11 protein-coding genes are annotated in these 18,730 nt (G+C 51.6%); 10 read left to right on the forward strand and 1 reads right to left on the reverse strand.

The annotated features are described in order from the left end of the window. Positions 1 to 261 precede the first annotated feature (261 nt). The 10 genes from IEY38_RS12455 to IEY38_RS12500 all read left to right on the forward strand — a co-directional run bounded on the left by IEY38_RS12455 (position 262) and on the right by IEY38_RS12500 (position 17,355). Complete coding sequence (locus tag IEY38_RS12455; protein WP_188978241.1) at positions 262 to 3,420, forward strand: GAF domain-containing protein; 3,159 nt, start codon at positions 262 to 264, stop codon at positions 3,418 to 3,420. 70 nt (positions 3,421 to 3,490) lie between these two features. Then, positions 3,491 to 3,754 carry a HalOD1 output domain-containing protein gene (locus IEY38_RS12460; protein ID WP_188978243.1) on the forward strand — a complete coding sequence of 88 codons (264 nt, stop codon included), beginning with the start codon at positions 3,491 to 3,493 and terminating at the stop codon, positions 3,752 to 3,754. Positions 3,755 to 4,638: 884 nt separating this feature from the next. Continuing rightward, positions 4,639 to 5,181, forward strand: a complete 543-nt coding sequence (locus IEY38_RS12465) for a DUF7344 domain-containing protein (protein ID WP_188978245.1) — start codon at positions 4,639 to 4,641, stop codon at positions 5,179 to 5,181. Positions 5,182 to 7,410: 2,229 nt separating this feature from the next. Next, entirely contained in the window at positions 7,411 to 8,217 is an 807-nt protein-coding gene (locus IEY38_RS12470; RefSeq protein ID WP_188978247.1) for a glycosyltransferase family 2 protein, read from the forward strand. 791 nt (positions 8,218 to 9,008) lie between these two features. Next, positions 9,009 to 10,145 carry a Gfo/Idh/MocA family protein gene (locus tag IEY38_RS12475; RefSeq protein ID WP_188978249.1) on the forward strand — a complete coding sequence of 379 codons (1,137 nt, stop codon included), beginning with the start codon at positions 9,009 to 9,011 and terminating at the stop codon, positions 10,143 to 10,145. 237 nt (positions 10,146 to 10,382) lie between these two features. Then, positions 10,383 to 11,888 carry a lipopolysaccharide biosynthesis protein gene (locus tag IEY38_RS12480; RefSeq protein ID WP_188978251.1) on the forward strand — a complete coding sequence of 502 codons (1,506 nt, stop codon included), beginning with the start codon at positions 10,383 to 10,385 and terminating at the stop codon, positions 11,886 to 11,888. Positions 11,889 to 11,946: 58 nt separating this feature from the next. Then, positions 11,947 to 12,450 carry a hypothetical protein gene (locus IEY38_RS12485; RefSeq protein ID WP_188978253.1) on the forward strand — a complete coding sequence of 168 codons (504 nt, stop codon included), beginning with the start codon at positions 11,947 to 11,949 and terminating at the stop codon, positions 12,448 to 12,450. Between the two features lie 263 nt (positions 12,451 to 12,713). Next, the gene (locus IEY38_RS12490; protein ID WP_188978255.1) at positions 12,714 to 13,628 is read left to right on the forward strand and encodes an alkaline phosphatase family protein; all 915 of its coding nucleotides are present in this window, start codon (positions 12,714 to 12,716) and stop codon (positions 13,626 to 13,628) included. A gap of 304 nt (positions 13,629 to 13,932) precedes the next feature. Beyond that, positions 13,933 to 16,083, forward strand: coding sequence for a carbohydrate-binding domain-containing protein (locus tag IEY38_RS12495; protein WP_188978257.1), 2,151 nt, complete (start codon positions 13,933 to 13,935; stop codon positions 16,081 to 16,083). A gap of 12 nt (positions 16,084 to 16,095) precedes the next feature. Further along, positions 16,096 to 17,355, forward strand: a complete 1,260-nt coding sequence (locus tag IEY38_RS12500; protein ID WP_188978259.1) for a hypothetical protein — start codon at positions 16,096 to 16,098, stop codon at positions 17,353 to 17,355. Positions 17,356 to 17,382: 27 nt separating this feature from the next. On the opposite strand, the gene IEY38_RS12505 is transcribed toward IEY38_RS12500, so the two are convergent. Beyond that, positions 17,383 to 18,678, reverse strand: coding sequence for a hypothetical protein (locus tag IEY38_RS12505; protein ID WP_188978261.1), 1,296 nt, complete (start codon positions 18,676 to 18,678; stop codon positions 17,383 to 17,385). Positions 18,679 to 18,730: the final 52 nt, after the last annotated feature.

Raw genomic sequence — 18,730 nt, forward strand, 5'->3', positions numbered from 1 at the left:
CTCTGAGCAGGTCTGCGAGTTCCATGAACAGTTCTCGCAACGGCCTGCTCACTTCTCAAACTCGCTCAACTAGACAGTGCCGGATAAAATCACTAGTGCGAAGGACACAGTATCCATACATATTGTAAAATATGAGCTACCTACTAACTTGGGGCAGATCGAACTCCTCGCGAGAGACGGTTACCGCTAACGGACGTAGAACCATGGCAGCATTGTAACCAAGTCAAACGTTTATACGGACTGTCGCGTAAGTAGTGTAGTATGCGGAAGTTGGCCGGTGAAACTGGACCGGCACCAACGGATAGTGGCACGGCAGCCTCGAAAATCAAGGTTCTGTTAGTCGATGACTACGGAGAGTTTCGACAGACGACGGCGGAACTGTTGGAACACGAGAACAACCGTATCGAGGTCATCGAGGCCGCAAGCGTCGAGGATGCGCTCAGCTACTTCGATTCCGAGTCGATCGACTGTATCGTCAGTGACTACGAGATGCCCGAAGCTAACGGGATTGAATTCGTAGAAACGGTGCGACAGTCTAACGGTGATCTCCCATTTATTTTGTTGACAGGACAAGGAAGTGAGAAACTCGCCAGCGAAGCGGTTTCAGCCGGCGTCACCGATTACTTCGTCAAGGGCGGCGGGCCAGAGCAGTACGCGGTGCTCACAAACAGGATAGAGAACGCGGTGGAATCACACCGATTCCGCCGAGAAACAGCGCGACTCTCGCGGATTAATTCACTATTCAGAGAGATAAATCGCCAAGTGTTGAAGGCGTCAACGGCCGAGGAGATCAAGGAGGCTGTCTGTGAAATTCTGACCAGTTCGGATGCCTACCAGTTCGCCTGGATCGGGGAAAAAAACGAGGCGGGTGATATCGTCCCCACCGCGGGCGGTGGCGACGCACTCGAATACGTCGAAGCGATGCTCTCCCGCTATGGCCGCTCAGTTTTCGATGACGGACCGTTTGGCCATGCGATCGAAACCGGCGAGCATCAGGTAGCGTCAGATATCCGGACTGAATCGTCTGTCCAGCCCTGGCACGAACTCGCATCGGAGTACGGGTTCCAGTCGATGATTGTTCTCCCGATTCAGTACACGGGATCAGTACAGAGTGTGGTTTCGATATACGCGGACACGCCTTTCGCGTTTGACGAGGCGGAGCAGACAGTGCTGACAGAGCTTGCGGAGATTGTCGCCGATGGTCTCTATTCAACCGAAACGCGTGCCGAACTCGAAATGCGGGAGGAAGTCCTGCGAACAATTACCGAAGTGTTCACAGCGCGGGACGGGGCACTACAGGAACAGATAGCGGACCTCATGCAAGTCGGTCGCAGCGTGCTCGGAACCGAGTACGCGACACTCTCTCACGTCAACGGGATGGAATACGATTTCGAAGTGCTCCAGACACCTGACGAAACGATTTTTTCAGGCGGAACGATTCCGTTGTCGGAAACCCCCTGTGCGAAAGCTATCGCGAACGAGGAAACGGTCGTGATGACAGACGTCGATGCCGAATGCGGCGAATCTGACCGAGACCATATATGGGATGACGAAGTCAATCGGTATCTCGGAACGCCACTCACTGTGGGTGGTAGCATATACGGGACGCTCTGTTTCTATGGGTCCGGGGCGGGCGGGTCAAAGTTCTCAGACTGGGACGTGACACTCGTCGACCTTCTGAGCAAGTGGATCGGAAACGAACTACAGACACAGCGGGCTGAGATGGGTTTTACACAGTTGTACGAAACGGCGACAGATCTCTTGGGTGTGACTTCAGAGGAGGAAGCCGCTCAAATTGTCGTCTCGCGGACCCGGGATATCATCGGTCTCCCTGAGGTCGTGCTGTACGCGTTCGATAGCGATACGAACACCTTTCGCCCACTTTCGGCCACAGAGACCGAGGAGCAACAAGCTATCCCAGCAGACAGTGATAGCTTCGTAAGTTCGGCCTTTTTCACCGAGGAAACTATCGTTTGCGACGGAAACTCGGCCTCGGACGAGGACGCGATGACTGATGGAAAGGCCGTGTTTGTCCCACTGGGCGACCATGGAGTGCTTCGGGCGGGCGACGCGGTCGGCGGCGAGTTCGACACTCAGACCCGTCGAATTACCGAACTACTCGGGGCGACGATTCGAACGGCGTTCGATAGGCTGACCTACGAGACAGAACTTGAAGACAGACAGCGCGACTTGGAGCAACAGACGGTTCAGCTTGAGCAGATGAATCAGTTGACAGAGCTGAGTCAGAAAATTCACGAGCGAGTGCTCAGGGCAGATAGTCGCTCAGAAATAGAGCAAGCAGTGTGTGACCAGTTGGTCGCGTCCGACATCTGTTCGTTTGCGTGGATCGGGGAATACGAATCCGATACCGACCGAGTCACGCCACGGACGTGGGCAGGAACCGACCGTGGCTTTCTGGAGGAATCCCGCACACCCTCCAATGAGACGCCGGCTCCACCAGCAGTCCAGACAGCCCGGACTAACGAACAGACGCTGAACAACAACATCGCGGACGGGCTCAGGGGGAAAGGGTGGCAACGGCGGCTGCTGGAACGGGGGTTCCAGTCAGTCGTCAGCATCCCACTCAGCTATCAGCAACTCTCCTACGGCATCCTGACCGTGTACGCGAAAACGCCGGACGTTTTCGATTTGCCGACACAGTCAGTGCTCGAAGAGGTGAGTGAGACCGTCGGATACGCCATTAACAGCGTTGAGACGAAGCAAGGGCTCGTGGCGGATCGGGCTGTCGAACTCCAGCTAGAAGCAACGGAATCCGACGATATCATTCATCGGATCGCGGGCGTTGTCGATACAGAAGTCACATTTGAGGGTATCGTCCCACAGGGGGACACCAGTTGCATCGTGTTTTTCAGCACTGACGCTCCACCAGATGACCTACAAGCATGTTTGGACACCCTCCCTCGGATCGAGCGATTAGAGTGTTTAACTGACACAGAAGACACGAGCCTGTTCGAAGCAACAGTATCGGGTACACAACTCGCACTGACAGTCGCCGAACAAGGAGGAGCCCCGCAATTAATCCAATCTGACGGTAAGACTCTGGAGATTCAGCTCGAGGTCCCACAGACGGTCGACATTCGCCAACTCATAGCTGAATTACGGCGTTCATGTCCGGACATCGAGCTGGTAGGCCGCCACAAGCGGGAACGTGGTGTTCAAACTCGTGAGTCATTCCACTCAGAATTGACAGCACAGCTAACCCCCCGCCAATTCGAGGTCCTGCTTGCAGCCTTTTATAGCGGATTCTACCAATCTCCCCGTGACAAGACCGGTCAAGAGATCGCCGATACGCTCGATATTTCACAGCCGACGTTCAGCCACCACCTTCGGGTAGCTATCCGGAAGCTCCTAGAACAGTTGTTTAGCGAAGGGGGAACGACCCAGCATCTAGATAGATAGCGCCTGTCATCTGAGTTTGCTAGTCTGATAGAGTATATGCTGATACGGGAGTGTGTTCATATAAGAAACAATGAGTCTGGAGTGGAACGAGACAGAAACTGTCTTTTGGGCAAACCAGTACGAATCACCGAGTGAAGCGATTGTGACCGCTATAGCAACTAAAGAATCCGTAACGGAAACCAGTCTCCCACCGTTGTACAACCAAATCGACCCGGATGCCCTTGATACACTTGTCGCAGGGCAGACCAACGACGATATTCAGATTAGTTTCACGTACAGTGGGTACACCGTTCGGATTCGAGACAGCGAGACCATCGAGATCACGCCAACGTAACCGGCTATAACCTTCCTACTAGTTCTTAAGTAGGCGGATAACGAGAAGCCTCTGGTAAGAGAGCATGCTGCGGAGAGGATACGGGAGAGCAATACTGAAGCCGTAAATTCGGATGAGCGAATTTGTAGAGCAATCATCGAACAGTCAGTATCTCTACCTGACTAGTTGACGATATTTTCTGCTACGGCTCAAGTAATCCAGATAATTCAACGTGAATAACAGCCGAGGAGGGTTCTTTTGTCCATCTATCATTAGTCCGGTAGAATTCTATCAGTCGTGCACCGTCAGCGGGATCAGAATAAGGATCGAATCTCACACCGATTAGTTCAGATTACCCATTGGATTGCGATCACGACTGCAGATGTGGTTCCAGGGAATCATCACTAGATTGACTGTCAGCGACCTCGTGAACCAAAGAGCAGAGGCAGTACCGCAGAATCACGATGTATTATTAATAGGATGCTATGCAGTTTCTGTCTATTCTCGTTGGAATTCGATAGCGTAGTACTAATATATGTATCAATAATAATACGAAAAGGTTCGGAGTTTCGCAGTAATGAAATAGAGGGCTGTACCGATCCGAACAACAACACACTGTACTGCGCTTTCACATGCAGGTTTGTTTTTATTTATTGCAGGTCGTTGTGATTGAGTCATGTAGTACACCAAATAATTCCGGCTGTCATAAACTGAAGGATTATATACAGACTGTGGTCAGTCAACGAAGAACGGGAATACGGTATGCGAGACAAGTAGCTATTTCTTACTCAGGAATCAGAAGGTAACGGGGGTGTAACAAAACGGTACCCCGGGGTTCGTGTATATATGTGGCTCTCGCGGCCTGAACACAAACCAATGCAGCAATCAAGGTCATGAGCGAACCGATGGTAGAGGAAGAACCAGAGCTCTCACGCGACCAGATGTTCGATATCCTCAGCAGTTCGAGGCGTCGATATACGCTTTACTATCTACGCCAGCAAAAAGAGCCAGTCCAGCTAACCGACTTAGCTGAGGAGTTGGCTGCGTGGGAGAACGACACCACCGTCGAAGAGCTCTCCTCACAGGCGCGAAAGCGGGTGTACGTCTCACTGTATCAGACCCATGCTCCGAAGCTTCAAGAGGCAGGGCTAATAACGTACGACGCTGATACGGGTGAGATAGCTCTTCGAGAGGATGCTCCAGAGGTTGAACCATTCATCAGCAATAGTGATGGTGACTCTAAATGGTATCAGTACTATGGGGCCGTAGCCCTGTTGAACGCCATTTTACTCCTAGCAGCAATTGCCGGTCTGCCGCCGCTCAATGCGATCAGTCCGTTAGTTATCGGGCTAGTCGTCATTAGTTCATTTCTCGTGCTTTCTATTGCTCACGCAGTCACCGGACGGCGAGGGAAAAATGATAACACGTTTGATATCGGCGAGCCGTGAGTTGGACGCTGAACTGACTGAAAATACCCCCAGAAGTATATGCTATTCTTCGTCGTCGGCAGCACCGTCCGGCAGTAATTGATCGGGCGACCGTTTGTACATCGGAGTGCTCGCGAATTCCGAAATCCGTTCCATTTCGCTGTCGGAGATATGTTCCGGCATACACCGCTACGTGTAACTGTTACAGTTTAGTAATTGAGTTCATATTTGAGGTAGTCGGCTTCTTCTAGACGCTTGTCAGTTGTCGATATCCGAGGTATCCCAGTGTTGAGCTTTCGGGATTTTATTGTAAAACCCTCCGGATGCTGCGACTATCGGAAGTACTCACCCAGATATCGGCTATAGAAGTGTTTATCAGGGGTTCTGAATGCAATCATAACGTTCGTTTTCGGCTGCGAATTCTGGTATGCAGTTGTGTTGTGTCTGCTGGACATCAATGACTTTCTGAGGACCTAATTTTAATTTGAGGCCGTCTGGCAGTGTATCCACAAGTAGTCAGGAGAATCGTCGAATCCTTGCAAAAGATTAGATCCACGCCATAGCTAAAAAATCAAGATCGGAATGAGCCGGGAAGGACGGTGTGACCGAAGCCGTTCCGGCTCACTGTCAAAGTGGAGAGAGCGATCCGAGTCGACAGCGACTATACAGGGCACGAGCGTCCCTGAGGGGGGTGGTAAGGATTGGGCCGGTGTTGTGGGTGTCGGGTAACTGCCCTCTCCACCAGTATCTTATCTTCAAGGGTGTATTGTTATAGTCGTGTTATTCCGACATAGCGGTGCTTACTGCCCCAAAGTTGCGTGGGAACAGCTGTAGCTGAGCCTTTTACTCAAGAGTTGAATTCAGAATTAAAGTTTGTAGTGGTGCTATTTGGAAGGGACATTTTCGGTTTAGCGGTTCGAGCGTAGCGGCCATAAGAGAGTAACATATGTAATATATGTTTTAGATACTGGAGGGATATTGGTACGGAGACACTCAGAAATCTCCGAATGAACTTGATTCGATAGTAAATCCTATGGCTATACCCAATTCATTTGCTCCTCGCATTACACCACAAAGCAGTGACATCGCCTAGAGTAGTTCTATCGAGTATCGGGTAATTTTATCCTACTACTGGAGATCAGTCTGCTTTCACGGTACTGTTGCGGTTGGAGACTGTAGGATAGGTTGGTAAGTAAATGGATTGTAAATGATGTGTAGATGCTGTGTATAAGGGCACAATCTTTAATATAGTAATTACACCTTTCCGAGATATGCTTGACGTAAGCGCGGTAGAGAGGGAGTTTAAAGATTGTATTAATATGAGATTATGGCTATGGGGCCAGGGTCAGAACGCGCGGTTTACACACAAGCGGTTGAGTTTGTCAAGATCGGGATGTTTGAATGGAGTGCCGGCTGAATGATGTCCTCAGAGGAGTGGGAAGACGTACCGACAGATCCAGACTGGGAATCGGACCTAGGCTACAAGATGGAAGAACTGACCGTTGTCAAATCTTCGACTGATTCACAGTTGATATTTTTACCGGAACATGAGTCACAACTCGGTGAAGAAGAGTTCATTGTTATTCACTCGGATTCACTTCGAGATCTACGCCGATAGCTGAACAGTCAGTTACTATATAACGTACTCAATAGTAGGATGAACAAGCCGATATCAACCTCCGACAGCAGTAGAGAGTACGCACTTTTTCTTGGTTCCTTGTTTCCGCATCTCGTTGATAAACCCGCTAGCTTGCTCTTGCACGTGTTCCCGTCGTGGGATTGTGCACCGATATTACTGCACGGTGGCTGCCGCTGTAAGCAGATCTAAACCACTCCCAATATACGCGCTAGTAGTAGCATAACAAACCGGGAAGGCCATGTATTGATTGGCTATGTGTGCTGGATGGGTTCGACAGTTCGTGGGAGTCTTTATTATTTGGCTATCGGCGACGTTGGGAGGGATGATATTTATTGGCCGTTGGAACCCGTTATTGTATTACCTGCTCAGCTACGCAGGCTTTCTATTTGCGGTCGAAATCAGCAATCCAGATGGTGTCCGCCCAAAAAATCACAAGCGACTACGCTGGGTTTCCATGGGCGGGTTTGTGGTGTTCATCTATGGAGTTGTATCGTGGGTACAGGCTGTCATTGCAACCATGCCAAGGTAAGCCAGGTGAAGGCGTTACCTACTAATGACAGGATGTCTATACTAATGTCTTGAAAGAGAGTTCTACTTCGTAGAAAGATTACATGGTATCGGTCAGCGTTGTTATCGCGACATTGAAGCCACGAGATGAGATTGAAGCAATACAGTGCCTCAAAGGGCACGCGTTCGACGAATTTGAGGTTATCGTATGTGATGAGAGCCCTGTGACTAGAGCACGAAATGAAGGGATCAGACAAGCCTCAGCTGACAAGATCGTATTTCTCGATGATGATTCCCGACCTCGCTCAGGATATCTTCAAAAAGCCGATGAGCTCCTCGAAACGGAGGCGGCATTCGCCGGTCGAACTATCCACCCGGTCGATGATGTGCTTGCTCGCCATTTCACCGCCCATTACGACTGGGGGGACAATCCTTGCTACGTCAAACACTTCTGGGGGTGTAACATGGGCGTTCACAGGGACGTATTCAAGACAGTCGGTGGATGGGACGAACAGATGGGGTGGGGTCACGAGGAAAAGGAACTTGCCAGGCGAATCAGAGCCGAGTTTGATATTCGGTACGATCCTGAGCTCATCGTTGACCATCCGTACGCGTCGTCTATTACGGAATACTGGAAGAAACAGTATAAGCTCGAAACAAAGAGTCCGTACTACTGGTCAAAATGTAACGTCTCGAAAGCAGAGCAACTCAAGAATATTGGCTGTGAGGCATTTGACCCGCTGAATTACGTCAGAATAACGCCAGTAGCTACCGTTATAGAAGCGGGGAGTACTGTTGCAAAGACGGCTGGTCGTCTTCGAGGATTCCTCAACCACGCCCACTACGAAGAGGACAGAGGCGAAGTACCGAATATTGATCGACACTCCGAATCCGCGGAATCGTCAGACTAAGTGTCTCTGGGTCTCTTCGCTGTTCTGAATTTAGACAAACTAGCAGCTTCTGGGCCAACTCTTTCCTTAGAGAGAGTTATGAAAGATCCGTACTAGTTACTCACCGAATCCCTGCTCACCATAACCATCCTCGCCGTATCCACGATACAATATCTCCCGCTTCAAAAGCACTGCAATTCCGAACGAGAATCCAGTCGCAACGAGGGCTAGAATGGTCCGCCTGGTCGCCTGCTCCGACTCCACAGTCCTAGTCTTTTCATTTGAAGACATCAGTACAGTGAGATAGTCCTCCTCGCAACCGTAGCTACGCTCTGTCGGCGACGAACTTGATCCATCAGTATCAAGAATCCAACGACGGGGGCCGTTTTAGTAAACAGGCCATACCGGCAAGCATGCTGTAGCATTAGCCTGTCGTTGATTTTCATATAGTTTGGACTGGGGCCCAACTACGATGCAAATAGGGGCATCCCAGAATTAAACGCCGCTTGGTTTAGCTGGCTTCATATATTCGATCAAGAAGCGACCATGGTCAGTTCGCGAGTGAACAGATGCTTAGCTGCTGGTATGGGTGTCTTGATCGGATCCACCAAGATCACTTAAGAGTTATGTAATACACTGTGCGTGTTCCAAGACTATACGAGATGGCTGCGTACACCCTCTCTGATAGAAGATGACCAGAGTTTCGGATATATTGTCACAGTAGCATTGGCAGAGCAGCCAGCCGTTGTAGACTGTCTGAGTGAACCAGTACGAGGTTACTACTATTGAGGCTACTATCCCACCTTCCATCGATGACTTACACTGTCGCAGTTATTGGGACTGGTGCAGATCCGGACGACCCGGATACCGACGGGTTCGCCATGGCATACAGACACGCAGGCGCGTATAGACGGTTAGATTCGTGCGAACTTGTCGCCTGTGCCGACGTCGTCCCGGAGAATGCGAAGAACTTCGGTGAACGATGGGACCTCCCGGACGGTAACGTTTATACAGACACTGAGAAGATGCTCACTGCTGTCGAGCCCGACATTGTCAGTGTTTGCGTGCCGCCCCATATCCACGCACCTGTCGTGATGACGTGTGCTGAGAGTGGGGTAATGGACGCAATCCACTGTGAAAAGCCGATGGCAACGAGATGGGAGGACTGTCAAAAAATGGCATCGGCCTGTAAGCGGGCCGGAATCCAACTTACGTTCAACCACCAACGACGGTTCGGAAAGCCGTTCCGGAAAGCCAAGTCGCTGCTTGAAAACGGAAAAATAGGCTCGTTAGAGCGAATCGAGCTCGGCGGAAAAAATCTGTTTGATTACGGATCACATCTATTTGATCTCTGCGGGTACTTCACTGACCAGACGATGTCGAAATGGGTGATGGCTGGGATCGAATACAGCGAAGAAAACGTACAGTTTGGGGCCCACAACGAGAATCAAGCCATCGCACAATGGCGGTATACGAACGGTGTCAACGGACTTGCATCGACAGGGGACGGTGGCATTGTCGACTGCCATATGGGACTGCTGGGCTCAAACGGAATGATGGAAATCGGTGGCGAGGTTCCGCTACGGGTGCGGACTGGGAAAAACTGGACAACGGTCGACACTGGTGGAGAGGACGTACATGGTCCCAACGAAACAATATTCGACGCTGCAAAACAGAAGATAAGCGCTCGAATACCGGGAGCCACTGTAGAAAACGCGAGACCCGAAGGTTATATTGACCGTGCAATAGCGGACACTGTCGACGCACTTGCCACAGGCCGCGAACCTGAACTTTCAGCTGACAACGCACTGCAGGCAACGGAGCTTATATTCGGGTGCTGGGAGTCCGCTCGGCGGTGCGGCCGAGTCGATTTCCCACTGGAGATTGACGACAACCCATTGGAGTCGATGGTCGAAAGCGGACAAGTACTCGCTGCTGACAATCAGTAAATCCCAGTGTACTCAAACAGTTGCACACTGAGACGGTCTGTCGGGATACAGCCTGATAGGTCGGCTGCGTCACAGTTACCTCGCCAATAACAAACAGATGGTATCCGAAGTATGTAGCAACGGAGAGTCTATGCAGGCACAGCAATACAGAGTATTGAGTCGGAAGAACGAACTGGCGTCCGTCAATCGGCCTGATGTCGTGGCTCGTTACACACGTGACGGGGAGTTCGAGCAACGATGCTAGATAAACTGAAACGATTGATAAAACGACTGCTCCCGGCCAGTGATGATGTTATGGAGCAGGCTGTGAAGAGTGGCGTTTGGGTCGGCGTAATGAACGTCACTGAACGGGGGTTAGAGCTGCTATTGCTAGTCATCGTTGCTTCACTGTTGTCTCCACGTGCGTTCGGGCTGATGGGGATCGCGCTGTTAACGCTCTCGTCACTCAAGAAGTTCTCCGAGTTGGGCATCAAGTCCGCTTTGATACAGGCCGAGGAGGACAACGTCGACAGCGAGCTCAACACGGCCTGGACAATCGAGACTGCCAGGGGGACAGTAATCGCTTTGATCCTGTTCCTTGGGGCCCCGTTTATCGCATCGTTGTTCAACGAACCTGCGGCGACCGATCTGTTTCGGGTCATTGCCCTCTCGCCGTTTATTGTTGGGTTACGAAACCCTGCTGTCGTCTATTTCCAGAAGAGCCTAGACTTCCATAAAGAGTTCGTCTACAGAGTCAGCGGCGCGGTGGCGTACTTCATCGTCACTGTAGGCATAGCTCTGTATGAGCCCACTGTCTATGCACTGGCAATCGGATACATCGCCGGCGACGCAGCCCGATTCCTCGTCTCGTATATCGCAGACGGATACCGGCCATGGCCGTCGTTTGACCTCGACGTTGCGAAGAAACGGTACAGTTTCGGGAAGTGGGTCACGGCTAACTCGATCCTATATTTCCTGTACAGTCGAGGGGACGATGCGTTTGTCGGCTGGGCGCTCATGGCAAGTGCATTAGGGTTTTACCAGCTCGCCTACCGGCTCTCGAACGCACCGGCGACCGAAATCACGCAGACGATCTCGAGTGTGACTTTTTCGGCGTATTCAAAAGTGCAGAACGATGTCGAGAAACTACGGTCCGGATACTTCCAGACGCTCAGGATGACCACATTAGCCTCGTTCCCAGCAGCAATGGGTATCGCAGTAGTCGCACCCGCGTTTGTCGAGGCGTTTTTTACCCCCGAATGGCAGCCGATGATACCAGTAATGCAGTTGCTAGCTATCTACGGCCTATTGCGTTCGATGGGTGCGACAATGGGACCGGTCTGGAAGGCAGTCGGACGACCCGACTATATAGCTAAACTCTCTGCTGTGCGTGTAGCCCTCATTGCGATATTCATCTACCCAGCCACGATGATGTATGGAATCGAGGGTACCGCAGCCCTCATTACGGGCATTTACATCTTCCCGATGATGCCGATAGACACCTATCTTATTGCCCGGACCGTCGGAGCGTCTCCAGTCCGGGTCCTCAGAGAGGTCTCGTATCCACTGGCGGCAAGTCTTGGAATGGCAGCCGCAGTGACTTACGTCCATCAGACAGTGGCTCTTAATGCGCCGGTATTGGAGTTTGTCCTGTTAATTCTCGTGGGTATCGGAGTGTATGTGGCTCTGGCTCTGGCCCTCATGTTTAGTTTTAATTGGGAAGTCAAGCAGAACCTCGAATCAATATTCGACGCGTTGGCGTGATCAAAATGAGACAGACAATCCAAACCAATCGACCCGGCGAACAGAGGAGTGGAGCGCAATGAAGCGACGATCAGTGCTTGCTGGCGTCGTCCCGTTTTTACAGGGCGGGCGGTGGTTAGATCAGCTGCTGCTCGTCAATCAAGGTGAGATAGTTCAAAAGCGGTTCGTCGGCATCGCCGAGGGAGAGACGACTGAGATCGCCGTCATTGACGATGACGGGACAACTGTTTCATCCGAACACGAGGAGCAGCTTGGGCAGTCACCAGCAGAAATATCACCTGAGGTTGCAACCTCGCTACGGGAGACATACGATTCGATACGTTTCCACGTCACAGTAAATCACCACACCGGTAGTCTCAAAGTCTTCAGCCGGACCGGATTGGTGGAATACCGAACATCAAGGGCGCTCTACAGCGGGACTGCAGTGGGTGACCATATTTCGTTTCAGACATCTCTCCTGAACAGTGATACCATCATCTCACTATCGTGTCTGGCAGAGGAAAAGGAGTCTCTACAACGTCGGTGTCGAGTCGGAGTGGAAGATCCGACTGCGGAACGATAGCGCCGTATAGGAGCCGACTCGTAGCTATTTCAGAGGTATGAACTGTTAGGTGTTATAAATAGTAAGTCATAGTTTACTGTGGCCCCATTATTACAATAGCGTCATTTTCACAGTATTGCATAATTTTGAGGCCTGCTAGAAGAGATCAACAATGGATCGAAACGGTGTGGCCGACTGGTGAATTGTCGAAAGGAGTTGGCCGGGAGAACGAATCAGTTTTGCTCGATATAACAATACGTATACCGACAGATTGTCAATTACAGATGTACACGCTGGAGTCACTAAAACACGGACTTGACAACCCACACAAGATTTTGCAGGAGGTCAACCGGCTGTACCACCGACGGTTACGAACATGGCCGTACAACCGAGATGGAATCGATGTTTTTGCCAGAGACTGGGATCACCTCCTCATTTTAGATGCGTGCCGATACGACATGTTCGCAGAGCAGAGTTCGCTCCCGGGCGAGCTCGAGCCAGTGCGGTCTAAGGCGTCAGCCACAGAGGAGTTTCTCGAAGCGAATTTCGACGGACGAGAACTCCTCGACACGGTGTATGTGACAGGGAGTCCGATGCTTCACAGGCACCGGAGCAAAATACAGACGCATTTACACGATGTCATCAACGTCTGGAAGGAGGACGGCTGGAACGAGGAGTACCGAACTGTCCTTCCAAAAACGATGACCGAGGCCGCTATCAAAGCGAAAGAGCGCTACCCCAACAAGCGACTGCTAGTCCATTACCTACAGCCACACTATCCGTTCCTCGGACCGACCGGTCAGAAGTATTTCGACCTCGATCGGCTCGATTTCGAGTGGTACAAGCTTCTCAGCGGCGATTTAAATGTCTCCGACGCTGTTGTTGAGCGGGCGTTCAAAGAGAACCTTGACGTGGTACTGCCTGAGGTTGCGCGGCTTTTCGACGAGTTTTCGGGAAAAACGGTGGTCAGTGCCGACCACGGGCAGGTCATTGGTGAACGCGGGTTCCCGATACCGATCCGTGAATACGGCCACCCGCAGGGAATATACTCCGAGGAACTGGTGAAGGTTCCCTGGTTAACGTACGAAACCGGGGATCGGCCCAAAATCATTGCTGAGAATTCTGGTGAATCAGCGACTACAGATCACGACGAAGAAGCCGCTCGCCAGCGGCTTGAGCATCTTGGCTACGTAAGCTGACTAGGACTGTTAGAGTCCTTTCATCAGTGGCTGAACTCAGTGACTGAGACCCCTAAGCGATGTTTGCGCCAGTAATAGAGAGAGTCATACCAAGCGTCACCACGTATAATAGTATTTGCTTAAAGCCAAAAGTACACAATAATATTACCATACCAACCTGATTCCGGTTGTTTGATAATCATTTTCATTGCTAATTTGCCTTATTTTTCTGGTATGCAAGAAATTAGTACTTGAGTAGCAAACTAGCCCGTTGATACCCTATCCGGTAACAACGAATAAAATAGTAAATAGGGATTACCGGAGTGTGACCAAAAAAGAACAGAATAGCTCCCACGACAGCGACAACCTGTCGAGAGAAAATAAGAGCAAGACGGGAACAACCGTCGTAGACCGCCGCACGTGCATGAAATTAGCAGGTGTCGCCGCTGCGTCCATCGCAGGTTGCACCGGTAAAGGTGCTCCTACTACAGGTGGATCGGCAGCAAAATTCGGGTATGGCGGTGAGCCTGCAGTTACGACGCAACTCACTGCGGTTGATGTTTCGAAGGTGGCAGGAGACACGAGCATGCTGAATTCGGTCAGCAGTCTCAGCATCGATTCCCCGCTCTCGACGACACTATCTCCCGGGTCGTCTGATCTCTTCGCGTTCAAGCCCGACGGCGCAGACGCAACGGTTAAATTCACGCCTGACTCTGAGACAGGCGCCACCGCGCTCGGTATATTCAACCCCGACGGTGAGCTCCTGTCTCAGGCGTATGCGAGTTCGAATGCCCCGGTGTTTCTCCCCGAATCCTTCTCAGCTAGTGGCACACACTATCTGCAAGTCATGGATGTCAGTCGAACCGGTGCCGATTACTCACTGAACATCTCGACGGACAGTACGACACAGTCTCAGTCACCGTACGAGGGGACAGTCAAATCGATTCCTGGACGGATCCAGGCGCAGAATTTCGACATCGGCGGCGAAGGCGAGGCATATCACGATACGTCCGGTGGGAACATCTACGGCTCTGCTGTCCGTGACACTGATGTCGACATCCGGACAACAGAAGACGAGTCCGGAAAGTACAATATCGGCTACTTCCAAGCCGGGGAGTGGCTGGAGTACACCGCTGATGTTTCTCCCGGGACCTACGATATCAGAGTCCGGGTGGCATCAGCACTCTCGAACGGACAACTTGAACTGTCACTCGGAGACCAGACCCTAGCGACTGTCGATGTCCCAAACACGGGTGACTGGACCTCATGGGAGACAATCACGATAGAGGACATCGAAATCAAATCCGAGCAGCAAACGACGCTTCGCGTTGAGGCACTGGATTCCGGCGTGGAGTTCAATTGGATCGAGTTCGATAAGATCAAACTTCAGAAGCCGTACAACGGGACGCCTGCGACGATTCCTGGGCGCATCGAGGCCCAAAACTACGACACCGGCGGCGAAGGTATCGCGTACTCCGATACGACATCCGGAAACGAATACGATACCAGTTATCGTGATACCGATGTCGACCTCCGAGAGACCCAAGACGACTCCGGAGCGTACAACGTCGGCTACTTTGAGGACGGCGAATGGCTCGAATACTCAGTTGATGTTTCTCCGGGACAATACAATCTCAAGGTCCGCGTCGCAACGACACGAGACAATAGGCAACTCCGGTTCTCTCTCGGCGACAAAGAGTTAGGCACCGTCGACGTGCCCAGCACCGGCGGTTGGACGATGTGGGAGACGGCGACGCTGGAGGACGTGACCATCGACGCCGACGGACAGCAAGTCCTCCGGGTCGAAGCCGTCGGTTCTGGGATCGACTTCAACTGGGCCGAATTTACCGTCGCCGGCAACCAGCCGTTCAGCGACGTCCCGACACTCCCAGACCGGGTGCAGGCACAAAAGTACGACCTCGGCGGCGAGGGTGTGTCGTACCACGATACCACCACCGGCAACGAGTACGATCTCAACTATCGCGACTCCGACGTCGACATCCGGCAGACACAGGACGCATCCGGGGAGTACAACGTCGGCTACTTCGAGGACGGCGAGTGGCTCGAATACACCGCAGAGGTGCCGGTCGGAACGTATGACATCGACGTCCGCGTGGCGACGACGCAAACCGATAGGCAGCTTCAGGTGTCACTCGACGGCGAGCCAGTCGGGACCGTCGATATCCCGAACACCGGTGGCTGGACTACCTGGGAGACGGCGACGCTTCCCGACATAACGGTCCAAGACGACGGCGAACACGTCATCCAAGTGAAAGCGATTGGCTCCGGCATTGATCTCAACTGGTTCGAATTCCGCAAAGCAGCCAGCACGGAGACTGAGACTGAAACCGAGACGTCGACACAGACGCCGACCGAAACAGAGACGCCGACCGAAACAGAAACCACGACAGAGTCAGGCACTGACGACTTTGGCAACGAAGGCTACGGAATGGGTGGGTACGGGGGTACCCAATAACACGACAGAAACATGTCAGAACGATACAACACGCCCGCTGAGGGCACGCTCGATTGGCACGTACCACTTAACGAAAACTTCGAGAAGCTCGACAGTCACGTCGAGCTCCGGGACGCTGAGTCCAATATCAGCCAGTACGAACCGAAAACAGGGGCGAAGTTCCTCGCGACCGACACTGGCACGGTGTACATCGGTGACGGCAGTAACTGGAACCGGATCGGCAGCCTCAGCGCGAGCGACTCCTCTGTCTCTGAGGCGGACGACGGGACTCTCATTGCTCCACCTGGCGAAGTACATGCCGTAATCGATCAGGCTTCATCTTCTCAGACGTGGGCTCAGGCTCCGGTCCAAACAGTAAAGCTAGTTTCTGGGGAGAATTACTTCCCATCAGAAACCATTCGCGTCAAGCGGAATGTTCGACTCGAATGTAATGGGGCGCGGATCGTCCCAGATGGTGATTTTAATATCTTTGAGATGTACCGGGGATCACAGTTAGTAGATCCGTTTGTCGATACTCGGCCGGTAAATTGGAGTTCGGTGCAGATTGTAGTTGGTGCTGACGACGCAGCAAAAGTGGAACTACCGAACCGGGCATCCGTGAAAAACGCCTATCTAATGGGAACACCTGGAGAAGGAATCGGGCTTCAATTCCGTGGTGGCAATAGACCATGCTCAATGCAAATTGCTAACGGACAGTTACTTGGATTCGATATTGCTATCGATTGCTACGCCAGTGGAAACGATTTCAGTGGGCAGGGCGACTGGTCGAACGGAAATCAGTTCTCCGGCTCAATTGAAGCATTCCGAACCGGTGTCCGACATCGTTCAGAGGGAGCAGCATCTACGGGGAATGTCTTTAGATTGATGGTACAACCAGATAACGATGTGAGCGAATGGCTCTGGTATATGGATGACGACCCACGCTCTAGCTCCGAGCGTGATGACAATTATTATAAAAAGTCCAGTAATACTATGATTGCCTTCCCATGGGATACTGACAATTTCACCGATAATAATCAATTTGCTGAAAATAGTGACCGGAAGCCCCCAATATGGTATCTTGGCGAAGGTATCAATTATGGTAACTCATTAGTCGATCTATCTGGGAAACTGGGTAATCAGTATATTGTCAATAATTCCGATTATCCAGATCGTAACGGTATCTTCACTTATCATGGTGGACAGGTAACTGGAACGAATCAGTTCAGTCACCCGCCAGCATATCAGCGAAATCCTGAGAGTCGGATATGGCACGAAGACTCAAAGAATTAATTTTCGGGCTCTATTTGATATCCCTCATTACGTGTGCCTCGACTGATAGTGCCAGTTTCGACTGTCGTTTTGCTCATATGCGGGATTTGTTTCGAAATCCGTTGTACCGACAACAAAACCACCGTGGGCTGTAAATATGCCGTTTCGATCTGGGCTATCTGCGTTATTCAAAACATATTGGTTTCCTCGTGTTCCACTCATATCCAACAATGAGTTTCCGTATCGGCGACCCCGTCCGATGAACCAGAACGGTGCTCCACGGTCCCCTTCGGAATAATATGGATTGTTATTCTCGTATATGGAGACATCCCATGGGTATGCCATAACAGTATTGCCTGTCATTGTATACTTATTATCGCCACGCGAATCTCTGGGATCGCTGTCCATCTTCCACAGCCACTCACTGGTAGCTGGATCAGGCTGAGTTTGAATTCGAACAGTATTTCCGCTTACTGCTCCCCCTTCCGACCGCATAGAGACCCCAATACGGAAGTCTTGTATCCGCCCCCAGAACTGGTTCCCGTTCGACCAGTCGCCCTGTGGGCCGCGGTTCTCACCAGCAGCGTAGAAGTCTACTGCCCGGTCAAACCCATCAAGGGTCCCGTTTGCGACCTGCATCGAGCAGGGTTTCGAACCACCACGGAACTGTATTCCGATACCCTTGCCTGCGTCCCCAAGAAGGTATGCGTCTTTTACCCAGGCACGGTTGGCCGTATCTAATTTCTGTACGTTTTGGGGACCGATAACGACCTGTGTCGAACTCCAGTCTTTGCCACGAGTATCGACAAACGGATCAATGAGAACGGTATCACGGGCGAGTTCGAAAACATTGAAATCCCCTGTTGGGACTACTTTCGCCCCATTACACTCTAGTCTGATACCTCTCCTTAGCCGGACAGTCTCGGATACTTCGTACGTCTCACCGGACACCATCTTGACGGTCTGTACAGGAGCCTGTCCAAACTCAGATCCAGTAGATGCGGTATCGATAACATCCTGTAGTTGTCCCGGTTGCGCGACGAACGTTCCATCACTCATTACTGTGGCTCTCTCACTGCTCTCGGCAAGTGAAACGGAGCGCGCACGCCCTGCCGCGCTGCCGAACTCCAGCCACTCCTCCCCGTTTCCAATAAATATACGTCGCGAATCTGTTGCGAGGAACTTGGCACCCTCCTTCGGTTGATACTGATTCAGGTTTTCGGCAGCATCTTTAATCTCAACTTCCGTGTCGATGCGAGAGAAATTCTCGTTCAACGGGATATGCCAGTTTTGCGCTCCGCGATCCGGGCGCTGGTAGCTGTGGTTCGGTGTCTCTTTAGCCATATCGATTACTTTACACAAACCAAGTAAAATATACTGTTGCTACTCCCTCGAT

This window comes from Haloarcula sebkhae, from assembly GCF_014647415.1.
GTDB lineage: Archaea > Halobacteriota > Halobacteria > Halobacteriales > Haloarculaceae > Haloarcula > Haloarcula sebkhae.

Bases quoted from the DNA above. Each gene is read 5' to 3' on its own strand.
- IEY38_RS12455 (WP_188978241.1), top strand. From the start codon at position 262: ATGCGGAAGTTGGCCGGTGAAACTGGACCGGCACCAACGGATAGTGGC.
- IEY38_RS12460 (WP_188978243.1), top strand. From the start codon at position 3,491: ATGAGTCTGGAGTGGAACGAGACAGAAACTGTCTTTTGGGCAAACCAG.
- IEY38_RS12465 (WP_188978245.1), top strand. From the start codon at position 4,639: ATGGTAGAGGAAGAACCAGAGCTCTCACGCGACCAGATGTTCGATATC.
- IEY38_RS12470 (WP_188978247.1), top strand. From the start codon at position 7,411: ATGGTATCGGTCAGCGTTGTTATCGCGACATTGAAGCCACGAGATGAG.
- IEY38_RS12475 (WP_188978249.1), top strand. From the start codon at position 9,009: ATGACTTACACTGTCGCAGTTATTGGGACTGGTGCAGATCCGGACGAC.
- IEY38_RS12480 (WP_188978251.1), top strand. From the start codon at position 10,383: ATGCTAGATAAACTGAAACGATTGATAAAACGACTGCTCCCGGCCAGT.
- IEY38_RS12485 (WP_188978253.1), top strand. From the start codon at position 11,947: ATGAAGCGACGATCAGTGCTTGCTGGCGTCGTCCCGTTTTTACAGGGC.
- IEY38_RS12490 (WP_188978255.1), top strand. From the start codon at position 12,714: ATGTACACGCTGGAGTCACTAAAACACGGACTTGACAACCCACACAAG.
- IEY38_RS12500 (WP_188978259.1), top strand. From the start codon at position 16,096: ATGTCAGAACGATACAACACGCCCGCTGAGGGCACGCTCGATTGGCAC.
- IEY38_RS12505 (WP_188978261.1), bottom strand. From the start codon at position 18,678: ATGGCTAAAGAGACACCGAACCACAGCTACCAGCGCCCGGATCGCGGA.